At 45.5% G+C, this 24,791-nt stretch carries 20 protein-coding genes; 4 read left to right on the forward strand and 16 right to left on the reverse strand.

The window, feature by feature from the left end:
• Positions 1 to 566: 566 nt before the first annotated feature.
• Positions 567 to 4,091 carry a hypothetical protein gene (locus tag QUB14_RS07590; RefSeq protein WP_333216037.1) on the forward strand — a complete coding sequence of 1,175 codons (3,525 nt, stop codon included), beginning with the start codon at positions 567 to 569 and terminating at the stop codon, positions 4,089 to 4,091.
• A 106-nt stretch (positions 4,092 to 4,197) separates the two neighbouring features.
• Positions 4,198 to 7,071, forward strand: a complete 2,874-nt coding sequence (locus QUB14_RS07595; RefSeq protein ID WP_333216039.1) for a zinc-dependent metalloprotease — start codon at positions 4,198 to 4,200, stop codon at positions 7,069 to 7,071.
• Positions 7,072 to 7,324: 253 nt separating this feature from the next.
• On the opposite strand, the gene QUB14_RS07600 is transcribed toward QUB14_RS07595, so the two are convergent.
• The 12 genes from QUB14_RS07600 to QUB14_RS07655 all read right to left on the reverse strand — a co-directional run bounded on the left by QUB14_RS07600 (position 7,325) and on the right by QUB14_RS07655 (position 13,985).
• Positions 7,325 to 7,948 (reverse strand): Uma2 family endonuclease, encoded by a 624-nt coding sequence (locus tag QUB14_RS07600; RefSeq protein ID WP_333216041.1) that lies wholly within the window; start codon positions 7,946 to 7,948, stop codon positions 7,325 to 7,327.
• Between the two features lie 234 nt (positions 7,949 to 8,182).
• A complete protein-coding gene (locus tag QUB14_RS07605) occupies positions 8,183 to 8,578 on the reverse strand; it encodes an HNH endonuclease (protein ID WP_333216104.1) in 396 nt (131 codons plus the stop codon).
• 31 nt (positions 8,579 to 8,609) lie between these two features.
• Positions 8,610 to 8,867, reverse strand: a complete 258-nt coding sequence (locus tag QUB14_RS07610) for a hypothetical protein (RefSeq protein ID WP_333216043.1) — start codon at positions 8,865 to 8,867, stop codon at positions 8,610 to 8,612.
• A 243-nt stretch (positions 8,868 to 9,110) separates the two neighbouring features.
• Positions 9,111 to 9,266, reverse strand: coding sequence for a hypothetical protein (locus QUB14_RS07615; RefSeq protein WP_333216045.1), 156 nt, complete (start codon positions 9,264 to 9,266; stop codon positions 9,111 to 9,113).
• 172 nt (positions 9,267 to 9,438) lie between these two features.
• Complete coding sequence (locus tag QUB14_RS07620; protein ID WP_333216047.1) at positions 9,439 to 10,032, reverse strand: hypothetical protein; 594 nt, start codon at positions 10,030 to 10,032, stop codon at positions 9,439 to 9,441.
• Between the two features lie 97 nt (positions 10,033 to 10,129).
• Positions 10,130 to 10,366, reverse strand: coding sequence for a DUF433 domain-containing protein (locus tag QUB14_RS07625; protein ID WP_333216049.1), 237 nt, complete (start codon positions 10,364 to 10,366; stop codon positions 10,130 to 10,132).
• A gap of 113 nt (positions 10,367 to 10,479) precedes the next feature.
• Positions 10,480 to 10,719: a DUF4926 domain-containing protein gene (locus tag QUB14_RS07630; protein WP_333216051.1), complete on the reverse strand. Its 240-nt coding sequence runs from the start codon at positions 10,717 to 10,719 to the stop codon at positions 10,480 to 10,482.
• Positions 10,720 to 10,729: 10 nt separating this feature from the next.
• A complete protein-coding gene (locus QUB14_RS07635; RefSeq protein WP_333216053.1) occupies positions 10,730 to 11,065 on the reverse strand; it encodes a DUF6883 domain-containing protein in 336 nt (111 codons plus the stop codon).
• A 54-nt stretch (positions 11,066 to 11,119) separates the two neighbouring features.
• Positions 11,120 to 11,365, reverse strand: a complete 246-nt coding sequence (locus tag QUB14_RS07640) for a DUF433 domain-containing protein (protein WP_333216055.1) — start codon at positions 11,363 to 11,365, stop codon at positions 11,120 to 11,122.
• A gap of 100 nt (positions 11,366 to 11,465) precedes the next feature.
• Complete coding sequence (locus QUB14_RS07645) at positions 11,466 to 11,705, reverse strand: hypothetical protein (RefSeq protein WP_332979695.1); 240 nt, start codon at positions 11,703 to 11,705, stop codon at positions 11,466 to 11,468.
• Positions 11,706 to 11,784: 79 nt separating this feature from the next.
• The gene (locus tag QUB14_RS07650; RefSeq protein WP_333216057.1) at positions 11,785 to 12,762 is read right to left on the reverse strand and encodes a heme o synthase; all 978 of its coding nucleotides are present in this window, start codon (positions 12,760 to 12,762) and stop codon (positions 11,785 to 11,787) included.
• A gap of 308 nt (positions 12,763 to 13,070) precedes the next feature.
• Positions 13,071 to 13,985 carry a heme A synthase gene (locus QUB14_RS07655; protein WP_333216059.1) on the reverse strand — a complete coding sequence of 305 codons (915 nt, stop codon included), beginning with the start codon at positions 13,983 to 13,985 and terminating at the stop codon, positions 13,071 to 13,073.
• Positions 13,986 to 14,513: 528 nt separating this feature from the next.
• Between QUB14_RS07655 and QUB14_RS07660 the strand changes: the two genes are divergently transcribed.
• Positions 14,514 to 14,756 (forward strand): hypothetical protein, encoded by a 243-nt coding sequence (locus QUB14_RS07660; protein ID WP_333216061.1) that lies wholly within the window; start codon positions 14,514 to 14,516, stop codon positions 14,754 to 14,756.
• A 220-nt stretch (positions 14,757 to 14,976) separates the two neighbouring features.
• The gene (locus tag QUB14_RS07665; RefSeq protein WP_333216063.1) at positions 14,977 to 16,410 is read left to right on the forward strand and encodes an ABC transporter substrate-binding protein; all 1,434 of its coding nucleotides are present in this window, start codon (positions 14,977 to 14,979) and stop codon (positions 16,408 to 16,410) included.
• A 551-nt stretch (positions 16,411 to 16,961) separates the two neighbouring features.
• Here the strand turns inward: QUB14_RS07665 and QUB14_RS07670 are convergent.
• From QUB14_RS07670 to QUB14_RS07685, 4 genes are all read right to left on the reverse strand, one after another.
• On the reverse strand, positions 16,962 to 22,313 hold the full coding sequence (locus QUB14_RS07670) for an AAA family ATPase (protein WP_333216065.1): 5,352 nt from the start codon (positions 22,311 to 22,313) through the stop codon (positions 16,962 to 16,964).
• Between the two features lie 261 nt (positions 22,314 to 22,574).
• The gene (locus QUB14_RS07675) at positions 22,575 to 22,862 is read right to left on the reverse strand and encodes a hypothetical protein (protein WP_333216067.1); all 288 of its coding nucleotides are present in this window, start codon (positions 22,860 to 22,862) and stop codon (positions 22,575 to 22,577) included.
• Between the two features lie 68 nt (positions 22,863 to 22,930).
• Positions 22,931 to 23,836, reverse strand: coding sequence for a hypothetical protein (locus QUB14_RS07680; protein WP_333216069.1), 906 nt, complete (start codon positions 23,834 to 23,836; stop codon positions 22,931 to 22,933).
• 55 nt (positions 23,837 to 23,891) lie between these two features.
• On the reverse strand, positions 23,892 to 24,791 hold the full coding sequence (locus QUB14_RS07685; protein ID WP_333297139.1) for a tetratricopeptide repeat protein: 900 nt from the start codon (positions 24,789 to 24,791) through the stop codon (positions 23,892 to 23,894).

A 24,791-nucleotide genomic window follows, 5' to 3' on the forward strand; every position in this document is an offset into this window, starting at 1 on the left:
GACTAATGACTTCTGATATCAAATCCGGTGATATCCGAATGATATCCTGCAAGCGATCGTCCCCGCGCAGCCAAGTCTATAAATATCTTCTCGCGAGATCATAAGCTCGGACTCGGAAAAAACGCTTTGTATAAAATCGGGATGCTCCCCGAATTATATCGATCCTGCGACTCTCTCCGCGGAGCATGACGAAACCACAGCACTACAGTCGGAAAATAATAGACATTTCCCGAAAAGCCAGTCTTGAACAGTCAGGATGCCTGTTCCACAAGAATTATGAGAGAGGTCTAATTATTATTCGGATGCAAACGGAAACGATATGACTAATGACGAATAACTTGTTACTTGGCTTAAGTTGGACCTATCTGTGCCAAAATGTCGAGGTATTATCAAAAAAATATTCCCCAACGGCTCGAAGCCGAGGGGATACAAGGCAAGACACTAAGTCCAGCATGGCTTAAACCAGACAAAACGGTTAGGCTCGGCAAATCAAATAATTGTCTGTAAAATCTGTAACTGTGCTATTTCTAGAAAACAAAACCAGCTTTGGCAAAATTTAGAGTTTCATGTTGAATGCGAACGGGAGCATATTGGCAGACAATCGATCGAGCGCGTCGCAGTGGGCCGGGGAAGCTTTAGGGCTTCCCGAAGTTCAAGTACAAGCGCGTTTGCGGGGAAATCACCTGCACATTTTGTGCGAAGCAGCGCAGTGCCCGTCTCAAGAATTGGTGACGGCGAGATTTACCAACGCCCTCGAACACACTGATTTAACGCGACTGCTGCCCGATCGACCTAAAATTTACCAGTTGTTTCTGTGCGGTCGCAAAATCGGTTCCCGACAAAATGACTGGACAGTCCGGCTCGATTGCAGCAGTCCGCAGCGACAGCAGCAGCCACAGCCACAGCAACCGGAACCAAAAGTTGCCGAAGTGCCGCCGCCAGCGAGTTCCCCCGACGAACCGCCAGCCAGCCCTAAAAGAGGCGGATTTTTCGACCAATTTAAGAATCAAAATCACAAACTCAAACAGACACCAGAGGCTGTAAAAACATCGACCCACCCGCCGCAAGTACGGGAAGAACTGGATTTTGACGCCGAAAGTCTGCCCGTCGCCTCCCGGATTCAATACCCAGAAGTTTTTGAAACTTCCGCCGTGACGATCGACACTTCGGCTGCTGCGACGCGGGAAGCTTTTAGTTCCGCCGTTCCCCCGCAGCAGAAAGCGAACCGTGGCGCGGTGGCTTTGATTCAATCCCCCGAAGCTGACTCAGGCGAGGGCGATCGCGGTGGAACATTGACGGTTTCGCCGGAAACGTTGGCGCGCCGGGGCTATCCAGATGCGATCGCCAGCTATCTCAGCGAAATCCTCGGGCCGATGGGAGTTTCGGTGAAAGTAAGCATTCGCGAAAAAGAACTCAAAAGCAACCGGGAAAACCTGCCGGCTCAGGCGCCGGAAAATATCAAGCCCAAGGAACGCCGGCTGCTGGTGCTGTGCGAGTCAGCTTACAGCCCCGACCCTTCCTTGCTGGCAGAACCCATCGCCGGCAGGCTGCGGAAACTGCAACTAGAGGATTTCCGGGAAGCATTAATCGGCAGCCAAGTCAGCGGCGAAGCGAAGCCGGACTGGGTGCTGCGGGTGGATTTGACTTCGCCGGACAAAATTCTCAAGGAATGGGCCAGGTGGGGAGACGTACCTGCGATCGCCAAACTGCTAAACCAACACTTGGCAGCATCGAGAGTCGAAGTGCGGGCCACCCTCAAAGAAGCAACCCTCCACCTGTTTTGCAGCAAAACTGCCAAAAAAGGACAAAAGACTAAACGCCAAGAATACCCCGACAAGCAGCAAACCACCGACACGATCGCCCCTTTGTTGGCTTCCTTCGCACCCCAAGGCATCCGCGCAGCTACTATCTACGGCGTAGAACCAGCCAAGGACTCTCAGGCGGCGCCGGAGTCTCCGGTGTGGATAGACTGGGTGGACTTGCCTGCTGCCCACCATCCCGACTTGGCTGCGAGCACCAGAACGCTGGCTGCTGAGGGCGACCAATTGGCTTTGACTTTTTTATTGAACAGGTTGCTCAACCCCAGTCTCAGGCGCAAGCTGGAAACAGGAGGGATTCGGGCGGTCGTGCTGCAAAAAGCCGACGTGCTGCACGTCATGACTGAAGCTCTGACTTGCCCTTCTCAGTCGAAGGTCGGGCCGCCGGTGGCTAAATTTTTGCGGCAGTTACAAATTCCGGGAGTGTCAGGGGTGCGAGTCTACGGACGCCGCGCGGGCCAGAAAGTGCCGCTGTGGCGCTACGCAATTGACCTCAGAACGGCGGTTGACGAGGAATCAGCAGCGGCACCCGCACCGGCTCCCTCGCAACTGGCTGTGTTGGAAAAGGAACCAGTGCCGGAGTTTGCGCCGGCGGATGAGGGGGCTTTTTCGGGTTTGGGCGACAATTTGGTGTTCGATGCTCCGACGCCCAACTCCTGGCGGCCCCGCTTCAAAATCAGACTCCCGGGATACAATCTGGGCGAGCAGTTAGTTCAAGCTGCGGTGCAACCGCTTGTCGCTTCGGGTTTGTTTGTTCCCAACGATGGTTTGTCAACGAATGCTGCTGCGCCGGGAGGCGTGAGAGCCGATCGCGCGGCGGGAATGGCTTTGATTTGGGCGATCGCCGGCTGTCTGCTGACTTTCAATACCGATTGGCTCCTCGGTCTATTTCTGCAATCGGCGACGGTCAGTCAAGCTCCTAGCGCCTCGGAAGTTTGTAAGGGCCCAAATTGTCAAAATCCCTCTCCCAAGGCTGTGGACGACGTTACAGCCCCACTTCCGAACGAAACCCCGAACCCCGTTCCCCCTGCTGATGAGGTAAATTTGCCTCAAATTCCGTTGCAGCCGTCGCCGCCCGCGAACCAGCAAGAGGCTTTCAATGGCTCTGGGTTTACGAAACCGGGAAATACTAGCGTTCCTGTAGCTGATGTTTCTGCTCCTGCGGTGTTCCCAACTTTGAGGAGCCAGCAGCTTGACGAGCAGATAGCGCGCTATCAAGAGTACATCCACTTGCACAAAAAACCGCCGGATATTTTAATTGTCGGTAGTTCGAGGGCGCTGCGGGGCATCGACCCGGCGGTTTTGGAAACAGCTTTGGCAGCTTCGGGCTACCCGGGGCTGAGGGCTTACAATTTTGGGGTTAATGGAGCTACTCTCCAGGTTGTAGATTCGCTCATCCGCCGGATTTTGCCGCCGCAACAACTGCCGAAATTGCTGGTGTTGGCGGACGGGGCGAGGGCTCTCAACAGCGGGCGGCCGGATTTGACTTTTAGTGCGATCGCTTCTTCGGAAGGTTACAGGCAATTGAGCCGGGGTAGTTTTCTGATCCGCACCAATCAATTAGAAGCCGAAACATCGAACGCAAGCGCCAACAATCCGGTGGCGACTGCGACTGAATTGGTGAACAATTTGGGACAAACTCAAGCTAACGTTCAGCAATTGGTGAGTAAAAAGTTGGTTGAGGGTTCTGCAATTTACAAAAAGCGCGATCGACTCAAAGGGTTTTTGCGATCGATCGTTAATCCATCAGCCCCTGCTGCAACTGACAGCCCCCAAACCGCAGCCCTGGGTGAACAAACAACGGAAAATGCCCAGCCAACTGCTGCGAGTAAACCCGTCAGCGAGTTTCAACCAAATGGCTTTTTGCCGATCGATATCCGCTTCAATCCCGAGACTTACTTTCAGAAGCACCCGAAAGTATCTGGTTATTACGACTCCGACTATCAAAATTTTAAATTGATAGGCGAACAAGCTCTAGCACTCAAAAATTTGATCGAATTTACCAAGGTTCGCAACATCAATCTCGTGTTTGTGAATATGCCTCTGACTGAAGATTATTTAGACCCGGTGCGGACAGGTTACGAACAAGAATTCCGGCAATATATGCAAGAATTAGCAGCCCAAAGCGGACTAATTTTCCTAGATAATAGTTTACTGTGGCCCCAGGCGCGGGAATCTTTTTCCGACCCCAGCCACCTCAACCGTTACGGTGCTATTGCAGTTTCTAAGCGGTTGGCTCAAGATCCCATGATTCCCTGGCCGGCGAAACAGTAGTTTTGACTTTTGAGTTTTGAGCTATTTTAGAAGTTAGATGCTCCCAGCGTTGCGAGTGCGGCGCGACTATCTCAAAACTATTCTTTCCGGCGGCTAAATACTGAAAATGAAAAGATTGATATTTCCTGAAAATAGCAAAAATCAACAGATAAAAATTCCGAGAAAAAATCTGCCTTTGATATTTTTTATCTTATCTTTAGCATTTTTCTGTTTCAGTTTGTATAAAGGTTTCTGGTTACCTTTAGCTTTATCCTCTGGGCCGCCCAGCAACGAACAAAGTAGCGAACAGCAAACTCTGGCACCCTTTGAACAGGTTGTCCAAGGCGCACAAAAGTTAGAGGGACTATTTACTCTTTACCGCAATCAAGCAACTGATAAAGTATATCTGGAGATTAAACCGCAACAACTCGACAAAAAGTTCCTGTGCTTTGTGACATTGGCATCTGGTTTGGGGGAAGCGGGCATTTTGAGCGGAATGCCGATCGGCGATTTCTTGTTTCAACTGCGGCGCGTCCAAAATAACGTGCAGTTTGTGATTCCTAATATCAATTTTCGCACAAGTCCGGGCGACCCGCAAGCAGGTTCGGTAGAACGGGGATTTAGCGAGTCGATTCTCTATTCTTTGCCGCTCAAAAGCATTCATTCGCAAAGACAAACTCTGCTGATCGATTTAGGCGATTTGCTGATGAGTGAAAAGCGGGATTTACCAGGGGTAAAAGCGATTTTGCCGATGATTTTGGGCGCTTCTTACTCGATCGATGAAGACAAGTCTTATTTTAAAGATGTTAAAGCGTTTCCGCTGAATGTGGAAATTGCTTCTATTTACGGTTTTTCTAGCGATGATGACAGTGCGGTTAACTATTTACCTTCGGTTCCTGACAGTCGGGCTTTTAACCTCCGCATTCACTACAGTTTCTCGGAAGTCCCGCTAAATAACGGCTACCGCCCCAGACTTGCGGATGAGCGAGTGGGCTATTTCCTCACAGCATATAAGGACTTTTCTGACAAGAGCGCCCGCGAGCCTTTTGTGCGCTATATCAACCGCTGGCATTTGCAAAAGCAAATCCCGACGGCGCCGATGTCGCCTCCGGTGCAGCCGATCGTGTTTTGGATTGAAAATAATGTGCCTCCCGAATACCGAAACGCAATTCGCGAGGGCGTTTTGGAGTGGAACAAAGCTTTTGAAAAGGCAGGTTTTACTGAGGCCATTCAGGTCAAACAAATGCCGGACAATGCTAAATGGGACCCGGCTGACGTTCGCTACAATACTATTCGCTGGTCGAGTTCTTTTGATCCTCAGTTTGCCGGCATCGGGCCGTCTCGCACTAACCCGCTGACGGGGCAAATTTTAGATGCTGACATTCTGTTGGATGCTAATATTGTCTGGCAAATCAAACAAGGCTATCGGTCTTTGGTGGAACAAAATCGCTCGGTATCTAAGAGTTTTCAAGGGCGAAACGGTTCTAATACTAATCCCTGTCAGTTCGGGATGTATTCTCGCTATTTGAATCTGTTAGAAAATGGGGATATAGGAAAAAGCAGCGGGGAAAATGATCGAGGTGGAATTGCTGATGATTTGCCGACTTTGGTAGAAAGATACCAAGAGCAAAAACGCTCGCCTTTATCGCGGTTGATGTCGAGTTCGGATATGTGTTTTGGGTTGGAATCGAGCCGGCAGTTTGCGATCGGGGCAATGTCGAGGTCACTGTTGGAAAATGCAGCGCCTAGCAGTGGGACGATTGACAATTATGTGAATGAATTTATCCGATTTTTGACTACCCACGAAGTCGGTCATACTCTCGGTTTGAGGCACAATTTTCACGGGAGTACGATGCTGCAACCGGAGGATTTGAACAATACTCAGGTAACTCGCACGCAAGGTATGGTGGCGTCGGTGATGGATTATGTGCCGATTAATTTGGCACCGCAGGGAACTGTGCAGGGCGACTATTTTCCAACGATTGTAGGGCCTTATGACGATTGGGCGATCGAGTACGGTTACAAGGTGATTGGCGGCCCAAACCCCAACAGCGACTTACCAGCGCTGCAACAAATTGCCAGCCGCGGTGCCCAACAGCAATTAGCTTACGCGGCGGATGAGGATTCTGTTGATATTCTCGATCCGGCTGCAAATACTTTCGATCTCAGCGCTAATATGCTGAGGTATTCGCAATGGCAATTGGATAATGCTAGGGCGATGTGGAAGCGTTTAGAAAAGCGAATGCCGGTTGGGGAAGACGGTTATAACGAACTGCGGGTGATGTTTGATTCGGTGTTCGGGTATTATGTTCAGCAGGTGATGAATGCTACTTTGTACGTCGGCGGGCAGTCGTTTAACCGGATTCGCCCTGGAGATACTAATGCGAAGTTGCCGTTTGTGCCGATCGAACTTTCTCAGCAGCGAGAAGCTTTAGCAACATTAGAGAAGTACGTTTTTGCCCCGGATGCGTTTAGTTTTGCGCCGGAATTGCTCAACAAATTGGCACCTTCGCGCTGGGATCACTGGGGGAGTCCGGCTTTGGTGTTTCCTCTAGATTACCCGATCGGCGATCGAATTACTTTTTTGCAGCGGTTTGTGTTGCGAGTTTTGCTATCTCCGACGCGGCTGGCGAGGCTGCGGGATGCGGAGTTAAAATCGACGCCGGAAACTGCTTTGAGGTTGCCGGAAGTGTTGGATACTGTGCAAAAGGATATCTGGCAAGAGGTTTTGCAGCCGGAAAAGAAGATGCAAATTTCAAATTTTCGGCGTTCTTTGCAGCGGGAACATTTGGCGATTTTGATCGGAATGGTGCTGCGAAAAACGAATGTTCCAGAGGATGCGCGGAGTTTGGCTTGGTACGAGTTGCGGCAGTTGCGGGAGGGTTTGAGCAAGAGTATTCGGAATTTGGATCGGAAGGCTGATGCTTATACGCGGGCTCATTTGGAGGAAACACGCGATCGAATTTCTAAGGTTTTGAATTCGCAAATTCAGTCGAATTAATTTGGGGGTTTAGAAACCGGGTTTTTGAGGAAGATATTTCGTTGCCGCCCGTAGATTTGGTCAAAAACCCGGTTTCTGAGAATCTCAGTCAAGTTAAAATAATAGCGATCGCCCATCAATTTACAAAACCTGCGTTATCTCTGACTTTAAGCAAGGGGATGGTGGATTGCTATCGTAATCGATGAAATAATTGTATCCCAATTGCTCGTACAGTTCGTCAACTAACAATTGCAAGTCTAATAATTTACCAACACTAAACTTGTGTCATCGCAACGATTTGAGCGATAGTTAATACCAACTGAGGAAACGTTGGAGAAACAATAATGGCTTGTCCTTGATATCGCTGTGCCTGATATTCACCATCGATTAAGCGGTTGATAGTCACCGTAGACTGTTTTGGAGAACCAATATACTGAACGCCTCCCAACCCTGCATAATCAACGATCCAATACTCCAGGATTCCTAAAGTTTCATACTCATTCAATTTGATGCGGTAATCATCCCGCCAATTCGTACTGACAACTTCGATCACCAAGGGAGGTGGAATATAGGCAGCAGCAGAGGCAGAACTTTGACGCATTCTGACCCATTCTTCCTTGGCAAACACCACAATGTCGGCTTTACGACTCGATTCACTTTCGCCCGGGGCAGCGTTCAATCTGACTTGTTTACTTTGTCGAGGAACGTAGAGAAGGTTCAAGGATTGGCAATGATCTACCAAGAGACGACATAAACCATCGACGACATCCTCATGTTTGGCTGTGGGTTCACTCAGGGGCATGGCAACTCCATTGACTAGCTCGAATGACCTACCGGAGTCGTCATCCCAGTTGAGAAATTCCTCGAAGGAAAGGGTTTTTTGGGCGATCGCAACCATTGATATTAACCTTTGGCGTAGGTTGGCTCTCTGTTGTCTGTTTCTAGCTTAACGTGAGGTAGAGAGATAGATCGCTGCTCTTGTAGGGTGCGTTAACGAAGTATACCGTAAACTTTGACACCTCTTCTCGGTTTTACTGCCCGCGTCCAGGTTTGCAATCTACGAAACCTAATACTTCTGTGTCGAGAAAACTGGCGATCGCCATTTCGATCGCCGCTGCGATCGGATATTCAATTACGAATCATTGTGAGGTGGATGTAGAGCGATAGAATGCAGAACTCCTCGAAGATTGACTACTCCTTCTCGGTTGAGTTGCAGCCGATCGATGGTAGCGCGTCCAGTTGGTGTTAAGCCCAACATTTGAGTCGAATCGCTGCTCCAAGTAAAGTGTTCGCTCCAGTTATCCCGTCGAGGATGATAAAGTGGGACGGAGCCACCTGTAACGGGGTCGATCGCCTCACTATGACTGTATTTGAAGTTGTTGCACCCTTGACAAGCGATCGCCAGATTATCCAAATCACTGGTGCCACCTTTGGAGCGAGGGATAATGTGTTCAATGGAGAAGGGGTCTGGAGAGAATTTAGCTTGACTGAGACAATACTCGCAGCAACCATTGGCGCGTTGTTTAATGAATTGTCATTGCTGCTGTGTGAGGCGGAATTCAGGCATAATCCACGATCTCGGGATGAGGATTGATGCCGAGGGTTTGCATGAGCTCCGTCAGAGGTTGGTTGCGGAAGGTTGCGAGTTGAATTAAGGCTTGAATGCGGGCAACATTGAGTTGTTCAAGGCGATCGCTCATTTGGATCAGTTGCTTGTGTTCTTCGGGAGTCAGGGTTTCGGCATGACGCTTGGCGATGAGGGCATGGTATTCTTCCCAGGTTTGTGCACTAAAGCCGATGTTAATTTGTTGCAGCAAGTCGGCTTCAGTAGGTTGGGTGGTTGGAAGTCTAGGCTGGAGGCGTTCTTGCAGGGCGTTGAGGATGTAGCGATCTGGTTCAACGCCCTGTCTAGCTGCTTCTGTGCGGATCTGGTGTTCGAGTTCGGGAGAGAGGTTGAGGGTGATGGTGGTCCTGGTTATCTTGGCAGCAACATCTATTCATCATTTTAGCGATCGGGCTTTCACCTTATCTCGAACTTCATCGCCTGGGACTTCTCGATTTTACTGCCCGCGTCCTGGTTTGCAATCTACGAAACCTAATGCTTCTGTGTCGAGAAAATTGGCGAGCGCCATTTCGATCGCCGCTGCGATCGGATCTTCAATTTCGGCAGCACGCGCGATCGAAGCCGCTTGAATTCGTTCTGGCAAGCGTCTCAAAATGACTTCGGCATCAGCAAGAGAAAGTTGTTCTTGAAGTTTGGTAACGGTCGTGTTCAGGGGCAGCAGATAACCTTTGTATCAACACCAATATCTCTAACTTGTCCGCTGCAATACGGTTGTTAGACCGCGCCATCTACAGCAGATTGTGAAGGCACAGATCAATTAAACTTCACCCATTAAAGCCGTAGAACTTTCGGAGTTTAGCAATGAAATCGGGATCATCACGAGATAAATTTAAAACACGATAATCACCTCGTTCCTCGTCAAATTTGAATGATCCCGAAGAAGGATAGTCGTTGCCAACTTGCTCAAAAAAATCAATAATTTGATGCATTTCGATAAAGTACAACGCTTTATGACGTTCTCTATCCGAACTAATGAAAATTCCATCTAGGAAATTCTTTTCATCAAAAGAAGTGACCAAAATATAGCTATGCACGAATTGATGACAGAAGAAAATTAAGCCTTTAGTGACTGGTTGTCCAGAATCAAGATCATATAACTTATCTATGTCGCCCCAATTCATCTTTGTAACTGGATTACCTTGCCATTCATGGAACTTCACAGTGATACATTTATTTTCAACTGAGTCTGATAATTTCTTGGCTTCGATCAGTTTCCGAATTGAATAGAATCCAAGCATTATGGTTTGCTCAAGACGTGCGAAAGAGCTTTCATTCCATCGCTTTTGCGTCATTCTGGCACGGAGAGCTTTAGCTTGCTTTAGTAAGTCTTCTTTCCAAAAAACAGATTCATAAATCATACTAAATCTAAAAATTACTCAACTGCAACAATTAAAGCTTTTGCCCGTTCGATCCACACAGCAATGGCTGACGATAGACGAAAATTCAACCAAATTGTCATGCGGCTAAAACGGGATGGTCGAGTTTTTGGACTGCATACATCAGCGCAGCTTTGAGATCGTTAAGTCCCAAGTCTGGCAATTCTTCGATAATTTGCTCAAAACTCAAACCCGCAGCCAACAACTCTAGGATATCGATGACTCGAATCCGCATTCCCCGGATGCAGGGACGACCGCCACATTGTCTTGGGTTCACTGTGATTCTGTCAAACAGATAAGCAACGGATGCTGGCATTGTTTGAAACCTTTGTCTCTAGCTTACCTCATTTCTCGCCCGAAATTCACACCGCGAGCGAATTGTGCGATCGCCACTTCCAGCTCAATACTCTGTAAAATATTATTTGTAGGCTAGGCGTAGGCAGGAAGTGGCTCATAAACGAGTTGCATGAGTTTTTCTGAGGGAACGGTTTCCATTGCATAGGTATTACCTTGAGCATCGGCAAAATCTACTAGATAAGCGCGATCCTCAAAGCTCATGAGAATAGTGCCAACTTGTCCTGGTCGCAGCAAAATTGGCTGAGAGGTTGCTTTATGGATTGCGTGAATTTCTTCGGTCAAGGCAACAACATCATACTCGTGTAATGTCATCACAGTATCCTCACTTATTGACAGGATAGGTATTAGTTAGCCGGGGAAAGTCTTCATCGGTGCGAATCATCCAACATGACAGCACCCAAGAGCTTCCGGTTTCCGTGGTCATGAAAAATTTGATATCATACTGGGTTCCATAGTTGTCTGTTTTGTAAATTTCCGCCTCCTGATTGACCGCAGATTCTAATATAGCGGATTCTAAAATAGTTTTGTTTTCTAGTGTAATTCCCAATCGATTTCTAAACAGGATGGCTTTATCTTTTCCTTTGGGATGCTGCATATTTAGTGAGTATCGCTCAAGCTTGTCGCCAAGCAGTGCCTTATCTCCGTTGGGTAGTTTCATCTGTCGAAATGGTTAAGTCACTGGGTGGAAAGTTTTCATTTGCTAGAAACCCCATTAACTTGCCTCAGCAAAGAGTAAAGGCGTGTAAAATACGTCTTCTTTGAGGCACTCCGCCGCGAAAGCAAATACAGCTTGGATAGATTCAGGATTAAGCGTTGGGTAGTTTTCTAGAATTTGTTGCTGCGTCCAACCTTCTGAAAATAGCCCTAGAACGAACTCCACTGATATTCGTGTTCCCTTAATTACAGGTTTGCCAAGCAGAATTTTAGGATTTGAGTGAATGTGTGCTTTCCAGTTCATCACCAGTTCGCCTCTATAGGGTTTTCATATATTATGATTATAGTTAAGATTTTAAAATTAACTGTCACTGTCTTTAAAGGTTCATCAAGGATGGTGTAAGTCATGTCGATTTATTTGCCCGTTGTGCCATATATCGATCGAAAGTTGTGTAATCTCCAGCTTTGTAGTCAGCACGGGCCGCTTCAATTTCGGCAATGTCTTCTGGAGAATCGTCCTCATTCGGGAATAATTCAGCTTCCAAAAATTCCCATATCTTGTATCTTTCCGCAATTCCCAGTGACGAAATAGCTTCCAGCAGTGATTGAAATGAGATGTCTACTTTCACAGTATTCTCAGCCATCAGAACTTTCCTCCACTTTAAATTTTACAATATATCCAGAGCCCCGACTTCTTTAAGAAGCCGGGGCTCTAAAAGCAGACTACATCACAACCGCACTAATCAAAGTTTGCACATTTTGTACAACAGCAGTAGTCAAATTATGAGTCACAGGCAAACTGTCAACCACTATTCCCGCGCACAATAGCATCAGGTACAGAATAGAGTATTTAAAGAGCGATCGCGCAACGGCTTTATCCTCTGGAGTCTGCAACAGCAACCAAGCTTTTTGGGCAAAAATAGCACCGAGGAAAATAGCTGTTCCCGCATACACCGCGCCCGCTAAATGCAGGGGATAAACTAGCAGCAAAGTTGCAGGAATCATCAATAGCGTGTAAATCCAAATTTGGCGGGCTGTCTCTTCGTCGCCCTCAATTACGGGTAACATCGGGACGCCTACTTCCTTGTATTCATCGCGAATCATCATTGCTAATGCCCAGAAATGGGGCGGTGTCCACAGGAATATAATTCCAAATAGCAGCCACGCACCCCAACTCAAATCTCCCGTAACCGCAGCCCACCCAACTAGCGGGGGAATCGCCCCTGCTGCACCGCCGATGACGATGTTTTGCACGCTGTGGCGCTTCAGCCAGTGGGTGTAAATTAGGACATAGAAAAGGATGCCTGACATTGCTAGCAATGCGGCTAATAAGTTGGCAACAACTGTCAGCAATGTAAAGGATATTGTAGCAAGGGCGATCGCAAATATCAAAGCATCCCGCTTCTTGACACGCCCGGAAGGAATCGGCCGCCACCGGGTGCGCTCCATAATATAATCGATGTCACTGTCGTAGACACAATTAATCGTATTCGCCGACGCCGAAGCTAAAGCACCTCCAGTAATAGTTGATACCAGCAATAGCGGGTCTACTTCTCCTTTTGCCGCCATCCACATTCCTGCTGAGGTGGTGATTAGCAGCAGTAAAATAATTCTGGGTTTTGTTAGTTGATAGTAACTTTTCACGACTTGCGAAAAGTTTTCGTGGAGGCGGGGGCTATTGTTTGTAAGAACTTCTTGCATCGGTTATTAGTTGTTAGTTGTTAGTTGTCAGTTAGTTGTCATTGGTTCGTAGGGGCGGGTTTTACGAGAGATATCTGCCGTAGCTAAAAGGATTAATAAACCCGCCCCCACCGACGAGTGATAAATCAGCCCTCTCTTACTCAAGGAATAGATAAATCTGCGTTTTATATCCTGTCCGGTTGATTCGTGCTTGTATGGGCGGGGCGGGTTTATGAAACTGTTGGCTTTTAGATCGAGAATTATGGTGAACCCGCCCCTACAAGACATTGCACTATATAAGAACGATGCTACCGGACATGATATTACTCTCAAGCTGATAAAACTCGATCGCGCCAAGCTAAAACACTAAAAGCTATCAGGGTTCCCAGCAAAGCAGCACCGACTGCTTGGTGGGCCACAGTCAGCGGTTCTACCTGAAGGTGCAGCCGGAAAGTTGCTAATCCCAGAACTAATTGAGCAATTAGGCAAACACTCGCCCAATTAGCCAGTTTTCGCAATTTTGGACTCAGTGCAGGCTGCCGCCAAGCCATGACTGCTACGGCTAAAGTCGCTGCTGTAGCTGGTACGATACCGGCGATGTGGCTGTTCATTACCGAGCACAATTCTGAGGAGTCCAAACATTGGTGCAGTGCCCATCTAGAGCCTACTAATGCTCCTAGCAAACTTTGCAGGTAAACTAACAATACTGCGATCGAACTTACCCAAGCTAATTTGCCGACATTTCCTGTAGCTTCGTAGGGAGTCAGCATGAAACCGATGACTAGCAGGGCGCCAAAAAATAGTAAAGCTGTTCCCAAGTGAGCAGTAACGATGTCAAATCTCAGCAGTTGTGTTACTGTCAAGCCGCCCAATACGCCTTGAAAAACGATTAAAAATAGTGCTCCGGCGCTCGCCCAAGGCAGCCATTTTGGCAGGCGGCTGCGGTAAAACAAAGATAGTCCTAAAAGTGCGATCGCGCTCAAGCCAATTGCCGCAGCGTCCAATCGGTGAAACCATTCCAGAAATACTTGCAAATTCATTTGCGCGGCAGGTATTAATTGACCGTAGCACAGCGGCCAGTCCGGGCAAGCGAGCCCCGCATTCATCACCCGCGTGGCGCTGCCTACAGCCATTAACAGCCAGGTTGCGATCGCAATTTTCCACACTAGGCCGCGGATAATATCTTGTGGCTGCCACTGCACTCCTGCTGCTGCGTTTGGCTGATTTAAAACTGAGTTTGCCATGGAATTTACCTTAGCCTTTGTTATCGATCGAACTTAATTAAATATCGAGGTTTTGCTTTGACTGAGCTTAGCCTAGCTTAACACTCTTTTTCTCTGACCAACCGTCATTTTTACTACCTTAGCGACACTTTTATCCAATTAGTTTGTCTTTATAAATTTTTCAACTTTCTTCTTTATCTTACAAAAGATGTCCTTTATTTTGTCAAACTTAAAAAAACTTTAATCTTTCCCCGCCCCTGGATAATTAACAACTCTCCCACTGTCGAGATTGGAGGCAAAAATAAAGATATAATTAAGAAAAAGAATTTATTAAATAATTGTGATATGAAACGCTAAAAGATGTTTACAAAAAGCTAAACAACATAAAAAAACCTATAAAGTAGGAATCGCAACAAACTATATTTAGCTGATTGTTCTAGCTTAGTAGGAAGTATGACCGCAAATAAAACGGCAGTCAACAACTTAAGCAAGCTATGAGCCAGCGACTCTTTAGTCCAGGTTTCGTCGCCGCGAGCAAGCTGTTCAAGGATGGAAAAAGAAACAGGGAAAATACCGGGTTCGCTGGTGGCCCTAGATGACGGCATAGCGATCGCATTCCACCGATCGCAGATTCAGGAGACGCGGTGCCTGAAACAGCACCAGAAATCACACCACAAATGGCTCCCACCCCCAGCAGCGCCAAATACGGCAAAGGAGCAAAACCCTCAGAGACGGGATCATCCGCAGGTATCACAGTCAACCTCAGTAGGATCTAAGCTGCTACACAGCTAGATTCTATAATATCAAGATCAAATAAATTAACAACTGCTAAAATATAGGTATATGTCAGCCCACAATCATCTATCTCAAGTATGAGAATTAGCATAATGGCTACATAAATTATTAAATGGAAGAGAACGTGTTATTAAATGCTTTACATCCCATACATTGCTCGTTGCCGAACTTCCTTCCTTCTTTGAATCTAAAACCTAAAATCTCAAATTATGCAGCCATGTCCCAAAAAAATGAAACCGTTGTTCTGCTATTATCGCTCCTAATTACGATCGGGCTAGCCGGTGCAGGTATTTGGTGGCTGACAAGCCGCGGCGGCATCAATGTCGGAGGTTCATCACCCCCAAATCAGACATTTCCCAACTCTGCGACGGGGAATTCGCCGCAATCAGAGCAGGCAATAGGGCAGCGTCTGAGTGCCGGACAAAAACTGTTAATTCCAGAGCAAGCCACAACAACCAAACAAGCAGCAGTACAGGCGATCGCATCTGGCAACTATAACGCAGCTATTTCCGACTTACAAGCTTCGCTGAAAACCAATCGCAACGATCCAGAAGCACTAATTTACCTCAACAACGCCCGCATCGGAGCTCAAAAATCCTACACAATTGCCGCCGCAGTTCCCATTGGCGGCGATATCAATGCTGCTCTAGAAATTATGCGGGGGGTAGCTCAAGCTCAAAATGAAATCAACCAAAGCGGCGGCATTAGCGGCACTCCCTTAAAAGTGTTAATTGCTAACGATGACAACAACCCAGAAATTGCCGCGCAAATTGCCAGTGCTTTAGCAAATAACTCGGAAATTTTAGGAGTAATCGGGCATTTTGCTTCAGATACAACCCTAGCAGCCAGCAAGATTTACCAGCAAAAACAATTAGTAGCAATTTCTCCGACAAGTACCTCTGTGCAGCTCTCAGGAGTTGGCAACAATATATTTCGGACTGTGCCGAGCGATCGGTTTGCGGCTAATGCTCTTTCCCGCTATATGGTGGGAAAATTGCAAAAGCAAAAAGCTGCTGTATTTTTCAATTCTGCCAGCAGTTACAGCAAATCTTTAAAAGATGAATTCACCACTGCTATTTACGGAGATGGAGGACAAATAGTATCGGAATTTGATTTGGCTAAGGGCAATTTTAATGCAGCCGATAGCGTTAAAAGTGCGATCGCCCAAGGAGCAGAAGTGATTCTGTTAGCATCCGATTCAGCCACGCTCGACCAAGCTTTGCAAGTAGTGCAAGTAAACGCCAAACGGCTGCCGTTACTAGCGGGAGACGGTGCTTATACTGCTAAAACACTGCAAATCGGTGGCGCAGGAGCAACAGATATGGTGCTAGCTGTTCCTTGGCACATTCTCGCAGATCCGCAGTCAAACTTTCCCCAAACATCCAAACAACTTTGGGATGCGGAAGTAAGTTGGCGCACAGCTTTAGCCTACGATGCGGCGATCGCGTTAATTGCCGGTTTAGGGCGCAATCCGACTCGTACAGGCATTCAACAAGCTTTATCGGCGTCAGATTTTTCGGCAAAAGGAGCATCGGGCCCGATTCGGTTTTTACCTTCGGGCGATCGCAATCGAGCAGTCCAATTAGTAACTGTTAAACCCGGAAATCGCACCAGTTACGGTTACGAGTTTGTGCCGATATCCGGTTTGTAAACTATTGGCGATCGCCCAATTTAGGTTATACTATTCATTGGTAAGTTCTAGGGTTGGTCAAGCAAAAATACTTACAATATGAGTAATTATATCAAATCCGCTTGCATCGGAATTAATATTACCCCCAATCAGGACACGGCAGTGCCATTTGCCTACAATTAATCGGGTGAGAATTGCATCTCTCATTAAGTGTTCTTGATTATTTAGGCCTAGGGAAACGGCATTGCCCATTCGTGTCAACTTAAGCTTTTAGTCCATCAATCCTCCCGCCTACACGGCAGTCCGCCAGGGGTTGAAACCCCTGTCTAATAGCTAAAGTCCTCTGAAGAGGACTGATATCAATTCCGGTTACACTCCTTATGATGGGGAGTGGGGAGTGGGGGAATGTGGAATGGCGCGACCTTGACTTTATCATTCCCACCCAACCGGAAACGATATTAGAATAAAAATTTTTAAACTCATTAGTCCTCTTTAGAGGACTTTAGCTTTGAGGCAGGGAATTCATTCCCTGTCGGACAGTCGGACAGTCGGACTACTAAATTCTCCCATACTTACTTCTGTTTGATTACTACCAAAGTAATGTCATCAAATACTTTTTGTTCCCCGATGTATCGCCGCACGTCGTCAATAACAGCTTGCTTGATTTCTGCTGCTGACTGTCCCCTGTTAAGGGCAACAACTTCAATCAATGGCTCAATACCGTATTGATCTTCATTCATATTAAAAGCTTCGGTAATTCCATCAGTATAGAGTACGACAACATCCCCCGAATTTAACTGTATTTCAGTAGAAGCAATGAAATCGGCAATATCTGCTTCCAAGGCGATCGGGAAGCCTAAGTCCATGGTATCAATCCGCTCTACTTCGCCACTGGAACGCACGACAATCACCTCTTCGTGCTGTCCGCTCAAACGCAGGGTGTTGTCCTGCCGATATTCCAGCAAAGAAAGGCTCATATTTTTACCACAATTCATGCGTTCTACGTTGTCAAAAAGCGTTTGGTTGACTGTCTGCAATAATTTAACTGGGTCGGTTTCATTGTGAACCAACAAAGTGCGAATTGCTGTTTGCGCCATAATCATTAACACGCCGCTTTCTAAACCGTGTCCAGTCACATCGCCGATGCCAATTGTGGCTTTACCGCCGTAATTTAGTACGTCGTAGTAGTCGCCGCCAACTTCATCAGCCGGCTCCATAAATGCAGCAATTTCTAGCCCTTCAATTGACTCTAATTCCTGTTGTTGAGGCAAAATCATTTGTTGCAGGCGGCGAGTTACGTCTAGTTCGGCACTCATGCGAAGGTTTTCTACTTTGAGCCGATCGTTCAAAACCAATATTTCTGCATTAGCTTGGGCTAACTGTGCGGTGCGATCTTCTACTTTTTGCTCTAAAGTTCGGTTGTAATCTTCTAATTTTTCGTAGAGAGTTGCATTTTCAATCGAGATCGCAGCTTGAGCCGCAATGATTTTTAAAGTTTCGACTCTTTCCGAGGTAAATGCACCGATCGCCAAATTATTTTGTAAATAGAGAATACCACCTAGTTTGCCTTGATTGAGTAGGGGAGTGCAGAGGATCGATTTGGGTTGACTAGCGGTAATGTAAGAGTCGCGGGTAAATTGTCCTTCATCGGTGGCGTTATTTAATACTACATTTTCGTGGCTGCGAGCGACGTAGTTAACGATGGCGGTTGACAGCAGGGGAATTCCAGTTGCAGGATCTACAGAATCTACGGGAATGGATTGCATAATGGTAATGATCTCGCATTCTACTGCTGCTTCGGCTTCAATCGCCCAATTCCCGCCTTTATCCAGAATGAGAAAACCTTTTTGGGCGCCTGCGTTTTCAATCACAGTTTTCATCACCTGGTTTAACAATTGTTCGAGAACGATTTCACCGGAGATAGCTTGGGATGCTTTCATTACTGCGGCAAAATCTAGCGCTTCGCCGGAATTGCTACCAGTTGTGGTGATTGGATTGATGATATTATTTTCAGTATCTGTTCGGGTTGAACTAAGCGACTGAATGGCTAAAAATTGCGGGTATCGCGCTTCCAAATCTTTGACTTTAGCTACAGCCCCCCAACGCTGATAGGCATAGTGGGCATCTTGCAGGTAGTGACGGGCAACATGATTTTGATTTCTGGCTAAATAAAACCTGCCTGCTAGTTCGTAGGCGAGGGCTTCTTCGTTGAGATATTCGTTTTCGCGGGCTAAGATGATGGCCTTATCGTAATATTCTCTGGCATCCTTATCGTTACCTAATACGCGATCGCGTTCCGCTTCGACTAGATAGAATTTGTGTAGATAATTCATGGGAGCGTGCTTTGCCCATGTTTCCATTTTTTCTTGGTTGCTGGCAACTCGATTAAGAATGTATTCCTGTTGTGATGGGATGACACTAGGAAAGACTGCTAATCGAGCCAGAGAATCGTATAAATAGACTGGGGGAGCAAAAAATGATGTTGCTGCCTGATTCATACAGGTTTCCAATTTAACAGCATTTTCAACAGCAAGTTGTAACTTTTGGAAAGTGTAGTAGAGAATAAGTTTGTTCATATACAAATGAAGCATTGCAGATTTATCGTTAGTTTCAATATGAAGCGGTAGCATTTTTTCTTCATCGTATACTTTACCTCTTAAATAGGTGGGATCTTCACTCTGCCCGATCCAGCCCAAAATAGCTTGCCAATATATTCGTTGCCAATTCAGAAATGACTCTTGCTTGAGTTGATTTACAACTCGATCGTATGAAGCTATTTCTCTTTCCAGTAATGTTAATTCTTTACCGCTCAAATATGAAATCATTCCTACGCCAGTTATAGCACTAGCAGCAAATATAAAATCTCCCGTATCAACCCCACTTTTATAAGCCTCTAACTCAGTCAAAACAACATCTTTAAGATGCTCTTTAAAATGCTGGATAAAACTATAAGAAATATATGTTATTGCTTTATATTTTTTAGCATTTAATTGGTTTAAAATACTTATAGCTAATTTCCCTAATTGATAGCCAGTATTAATGTCTCCCATTCCACTTAAAAGGAAGCCATAATTTGCATAGGCAAAAGCAGACTCAGGCGCATTGCCATATTGAAGAGAGAAATTGATCTGTTTGCACGCAAGTAGTGGAACCATTTCAGCTACTGCTACATAGGCAGGACTCCAAACAGTTGTCATAATCTGCATAGCAGCCAGCTTGATCGGATCTGTCATAACTGGCAGGTCGATCAATTTCTCGATTTGTCTTTCTGCTAAAAGGGATTGTGTTTCCTGTATAACAAGTGTAACTTCCGCTTGGCTTGGCTGTTCGGGAAAAGGTAGGCCCAACAACTTCAGCACTTGAAGAGCAGTCTTGACTGCTTCTAGCGGTTTATTCTGTGCGATGTAGGCGCGAATGCGAACATCATAGACTTTCACTGTGTCTAGCAGTGTCTCGACTTGCTGAAGGACTATGTTTGTTAAGCGCTCCATAGTTTGCCAGTCAGCGATCAGGTATGCTGCTTCTGCTGCTTCCACATATAGTCCCAAGGTCAGATCGTACTGCCTGTGCCAACTGTCTTCGTCTAATAACGCCAGACCAACTTTAAAGTAGTTAAATGCTGGTTGATAGGCTGCCGAGGCTTTAGCTTTCTTCCCCGCCTGTAAATTGAGATCGGCTAAAGCAACCCGTTCTGTTTGTTGATTGATTAGCGTCTGACCTAAATTTAATTGGTTAACAATATCAAATAGCTTGTATTCAAGCTCCGTTGCGGGCGTATTCCTTAGCAACAATTGACCTACTCGCAGATGCACCAATGGTCGATCTGCTTCGGTGATGAGTGAGTAGACAGCTTGCTGGATTCGATCGTGAGCAAATTTGTATTCTGCTCTCAACCGCTCTGAAAGACCTTTTACATCCAGTTGCATTAATTTGTAGGTATCGCTTAGGGGTAAAATAAAACCCTCTGAAATCGCTACCCATAAGTCTATTGCTGTTTCTCGTAGCGACTTTTGATAAACGATCGCCAACCTCTCCAAACTGAACTGATTTCCAATACAAGTCGCTAACTTTAAAACATTTCGTGTTTGTGGCGGTAATTTTTGTATCTTATTTACCATCAATTCCACTACGTTATCCGTTATCTGTTGGGCTTTGATTTGTCCTAAATCCCATTGCCAATATCCTTGTTCATAATTAAAAATGACTAATGCTTCGGCATACAGAAACTTCAAAAATTCACCGATAAAAAAAGGATTACCACCTGTTTTGGTTAGCACCAATTCAGCTAAATATCTGGCGGTTGCTGGTTTGCAGTGAAAAATATCGTTAATTAACTCAGTAATGTCTGGCAAGCCTAAAGGCGAAAGCGAAATCCGATTGACTGTTACTTTGGCCTTCTCGATCTCATCTAGGGTCAACATTAAGGGATGAACTGTACTAACTTCGTTATCCCGATAGGCTCCGATCAAAAATAGATATTCACTATCTGCTGCCGTCATTAACAGATCGATTAATTTCAATGAAGCTCCATCTGCCCATTGCAAATCGTCTAAGAAAAGCACCAGTGGATGTTCTTGACGGGTAAATACTTTAATGAAGTTTTGAAAGACTAGGTTAAAGCGGTTTTGTGCTTCTGCTGGTGGTAGTTCAGGTATAGCAGGTTGCAAACCAACAATCAGTTCCACTTCAGGAATAACTTCAATAATTACCTGTCCATTAAAACCCAAAGCCGCCAGAAGTTTTTCTCGCCAAGTGGCAATATCTGCCTCACTTTCCATTAACAGTTGTAGCACCAATGAGCGAAATGCCTGGATGAGAGATGCGTAGGGAATATTGCGTTGAAACTGGTCAAATTTACCGGAGATAAAGTAACCGCGCTGACGAGTAATAGGCTTATAGATTTCCTGCACTAAGGCCGACTTGCCAATACCGGAATACCCGGACACCAGCATCGTTTCGCTAGTTCCCTGGCTAACGCGATCAAAAGCAGTTAATAACGTATTAATTTCCCGTTCTCGTCCATACAGCTTTTGCGGAATTTGGAACTTGTCAGAAACATCTTGCTGACGGAGTGGGAAGGGATCGATCTGTCCTTTAGCCTGCCACTGTTGCAGACATTTATCTAAATCTGCTTTCAGTCCATACGCTGATTGGTAACGATCTTCAGCGTTTTTGGACATCAACTTCAGCACTATTTCTGAGAGTGCTGGCGGAATGTCTGGTTTGTGTTCTTGCAGTGGCGTTGGTTGTCTAGCAATATGGCAATGCACTAATTCCAGAGCATCTTGTGAAGGAAAAGGTAATTGACCAGTTAGTAACTCATAGAATGTCACCCCCAGCGAATAAAAATCAGTTCTATAATCGATGTCTCGGTTCATCCGTCCTGTCTGCTCTGGTGAAATATAAGCCAGCGTCCCTTCTAAAAAATTTGGATTGCGAAAAGTTGAATTTTCTCGCGAAAGTGCTGTTGAGATGCCAAAATCGATGAGTTTAAGTTGGCCTGTTATCTGATTTAAAATAATATTGGATGGGTTAATATGTTTGTGAATAACGTGCTGCTGATGCAACTGACCAAGAATGTTAACAACCTGAATAGCTAGGGATAAAAACTCAGTTAGGGTGAATTGTCTAGCTTGAATTAATTGATCGAGGGATTTAGCGCCAAAATCTTCTAGCACCATTACCCAACGATGTTGGTCATTTTCCAAGCTGTAAGCATTCACTACCCCTGGCAAGTTAAAGTTCTGGGTAATTTCATACTCCCGCTTGAACAAGGCTATTTTTTCCGGTAAAGGATAAGTTTCCTTGATCATTTTGAGAATAAGAGGTTGTTTGTCTTCTATTCGTCGCCCACGGTAGACGATTGAATTAGCACTTTCATGTAGCTTTTCAGTCATTTGGTAGCTTAAAAAAGTGGCTAACATTCTTTTACTTTCCTTTTAATTATCGAACTTGTTGCTTAATAAAAGTGGTTTTGATTTATCAATAAAAAATTTTTGCTGTGGTCTAATTAATTGAGAATAGCCTTCTTCTGGAAATAAATTCAATATAAAAAATAAGTACAATAATTTAAATTTTATATCAATGTCAAAGAAAAATATCCAAACTCTAGGATTCCCTAACTCGATACAAATTTATAAATTATTGCACTAATATTTATTGACTTAAAGAGTCAAAATCTATTTTTATTTTTGAAGCAAGTTTTCTTCATTTGGCTTTGGCTCAGGTTCAGGTTCTGGATCTGGATCGGGGAAGGGATCTTCAGGATTAGGATCGCAACAAATAACAGCCAACCAATTGATTTCATTTGCAAAGACAGCGGCAATTTTAGTACTGCTCTTGCTCTCAACTAATATTGTATCTGTTTCAGATAATCCAAATGCAACTCTTACTGCATCAGGCTCATTCACAAAAGCTATTTGCTGTTGAGGATTAACAGCAATAGTGGTCAAAAAATCAAATAATTTGCTCATAACTGAATTTTTTTGTCTGCTAGATAGTGGTGCGTCAAGATAATTCTGTAGGACTAACCTATTATTGTTTATTCAGCTAAAGCCTTCAATGCTGTATTAATATCTTCTTCAGCTGCCAGATATCCTTCCTTGTAAGCTTTGTATCCAGCCATCGTATAGTATTGGTATTTGCTAGCATTTTCAGGAAATTCCAAAGATGACCCTTGTTTGGGAAGAAACATATAACCTATTTCCAATTGCTTAGGCGGTTTGAAAATATCTGGATAAATCTTTACAGCTTTTTCCAAGTTATCGTAGACCTTTATCCATTCATCTCTCGCTTTATCAACTCTGCTAAAAGAGTCATAGGCACGGGCTTTTTGTCTATGAACTACGGCGAGCATAGCCAAAGCCCAGGCATAGTTGTGATTCAGTTTTATTACCTTTTCAAGGTCTGCAACTGCTAAATCATAATTGGGTTGTTCTTGCTGGGAATCTTCGCCTTTGAATAAACCTAAAATACGATAAGCAAAGCTCCTTTTGGCTAAAGCCCAAACATAGGTTGGATCGAGGCCAATAGCCTTGTTAAAACATTCGTTAATTGCAGAGTTTTCTACAAATTCTATAGCTTGTTGTCCTCTGTCTTCTTCTTTGTAATAAATACCCCACCAACAGTAGTTTTGACCCCGTTGTGCCCAAGCCCAGGTGTATGAGCTATTCAATTCCGTTGCTCTTTTAAATCTATCTTCTGCTTGACTGTATAAGTCTAGTTTTTCGGTGGTTCTTCTTTTGCACATCCCGCCTTGGTAGCTGAGAGTCGCTCCTAAGTGAGCCCAAGCCCAGGCGTAAGTAGAATCAGCATCGATTGCTCTTTCAAATAGAGATGTCGCGTCCTCAAATAATTTCTGACCTCCCTCCTCATCTTCCTTTTGCGTACCCATTAAACGGAGGGTTTCTCCTTGTCTAGCGAAAGCTACGGCTTCTTTTCTTCCCATTTTTTTTGTCCTCAATTTGATGAATACTGTTTCAATCAACTTTTGATATTACTATCTAGTCACGTCCGCAGTTAGTATCCGCAACTACCGTCAAAAAATGAGGATGTTCGCGCAGTTCCAACCATGCTATGTCGTGCCTTGCAAACTCGATCGCTTCATCCTCAAGCAAGATGGCTTCTTGAAGATAATTCAACGCTTGCTCTGTCTTGCCTTCAATGGCAGCTAAACCTCCTAGTCGATACAAAACTATACCTCGTGCTTCAGAATTGACCAGACCTAGTAACGCGCTTCGCGCTGTATTGATATCTGGGTGAGCCTCGACTAATCCTTGCCAGCGAGTCTTGAATACAGCAATGTTGTACAGAGCAAAACTATCGGCTGGGTTCTCCAATAATGCTTCCTGGCAACAATCGATCGCCTCAGCATATCGACCACAATAACTGAGTAACATCCCGCGCTCGCAGCGCCAATCATTAAACAGGGTTCGATCGAGGGCGATCGCTCTGTCAAAATCTACCAACGCATCTTCATACCGTCTCAGCATATCATTAATGCGAGCGCGATAGGCAATTGCCCAAGCATAGTCAGGTTTTAATTCAATAGAACGACTAAATTCTGCTAAAGCCTTTTCGTAATAACGATGTCCCATGAAGCGGTAGGTTACGCCTCGGTGAGCGATCGCCCAAGCATAGTCAGGTTTTAATTCAATTGCCCGATCGAAATCAACTAGGGCTTCGGGATAGCGTTTCATCATGCGGTACACCTCCCCTCGGCGGGCAATAGCCCAAACGTAGATGGGATTTTGTCCTACCGCTCGGCTAAAGTCAGCTAGCGCTTCCTCATACTGTTTAAGCAAGCGGTAGATATCTCCCCGCTGGGCGATCGCTCTAATGTCGTTGGGATTGTATGCGATACTTTGATTCAAGTTGGCTAGGATTTCCCCATAGCTGTTCAA

It is taken from the genome of Microcoleus sp. B3-D2 (genome assembly GCF_036705345.1).
Taxonomy (GTDB): Bacteria; Cyanobacteriota; Cyanobacteriia; order Cyanobacteriales; family Microcoleaceae; genus Microcoleus.

What these genes read in the sequence shown, in the direction of transcription:
- QUB14_RS07620 (WP_333216047.1), bottom strand. Translation starts at nt 10,032, where the DNA reads ATGATTTATGAATCTGTTTTTTGGAAAGAAGACTTACTAAAGCAAGCT.
- QUB14_RS07590 (WP_333216037.1), top strand. Translation starts at nt 567, where the DNA reads ATGTTGAATGCGAACGGGAGCATATTGGCAGACAATCGATCGAGCGCG.
- QUB14_RS07600 (WP_333216041.1), bottom strand. Translation starts at nt 7,948, where the DNA reads ATGGTTGCGATCGCCCAAAAAACCCTTTCCTTCGAGGAATTTCTCAAC.
- QUB14_RS07625 (WP_333216049.1), bottom strand. Translation starts at nt 10,366, where the DNA reads ATGCCAGCATCCGTTGCTTATCTGTTTGACAGAATCACAGTGAACCCA.
- QUB14_RS07680 (WP_333216069.1), bottom strand. Translation starts at nt 23,836, where the DNA reads ATGGGAAGAAAAGAAGCCGTAGCTTTCGCTAGACAAGGAGAAACCCTC.
- QUB14_RS07645 (WP_332979695.1), bottom strand. Translation starts at nt 11,705, where the DNA reads ATGGCTGAGAATACTGTGAAAGTAGACATCTCATTTCAATCACTGCTG.
- QUB14_RS07640 (WP_333216055.1), bottom strand. Translation starts at nt 11,365, where the DNA reads ATGAACTGGAAAGCACACATTCACTCAAATCCTAAAATTCTGCTTGGC.
- QUB14_RS07665 (WP_333216063.1), top strand. Translation starts at nt 14,977, where the DNA reads ATGTCCCAAAAAAATGAAACCGTTGTTCTGCTATTATCGCTCCTAATT.
- QUB14_RS07675 (WP_333216067.1), bottom strand. Translation starts at nt 22,862, where the DNA reads ATGAGCAAATTATTTGATTTTTTGACCACTATTGCTGTTAATCCTCAA.
- QUB14_RS07660 (WP_333216061.1), top strand. Translation starts at nt 14,514, where the DNA reads ATGGAAAAAGAAACAGGGAAAATACCGGGTTCGCTGGTGGCCCTAGAT.
- QUB14_RS07635 (WP_333216053.1), bottom strand. Translation starts at nt 11,065, where the DNA reads ATGAAACTACCCAACGGAGATAAGGCACTGCTTGGCGACAAGCTTGAG.
- QUB14_RS07630 (WP_333216051.1), bottom strand. Translation starts at nt 10,719, where the DNA reads ATGACATTACACGAGTATGATGTTGTTGCCTTGACCGAAGAAATTCAC.
- QUB14_RS07670 (WP_333216065.1), bottom strand. Translation starts at nt 22,313, where the DNA reads ATGTTAGCCACTTTTTTAAGCTACCAAATGACTGAAAAGCTACATGAA.
- QUB14_RS07650 (WP_333216057.1), bottom strand. Translation starts at nt 12,762, where the DNA reads ATGCAAGAAGTTCTTACAAACAATAGCCCCCGCCTCCACGAAAACTTT.
- QUB14_RS07595 (WP_333216039.1), top strand. Translation starts at nt 4,198, where the DNA reads ATGAAAAGATTGATATTTCCTGAAAATAGCAAAAATCAACAGATAAAA.
- QUB14_RS07655 (WP_333216059.1), bottom strand. Translation starts at nt 13,985, where the DNA reads ATGGCAAACTCAGTTTTAAATCAGCCAAACGCAGCAGCAGGAGTGCAG.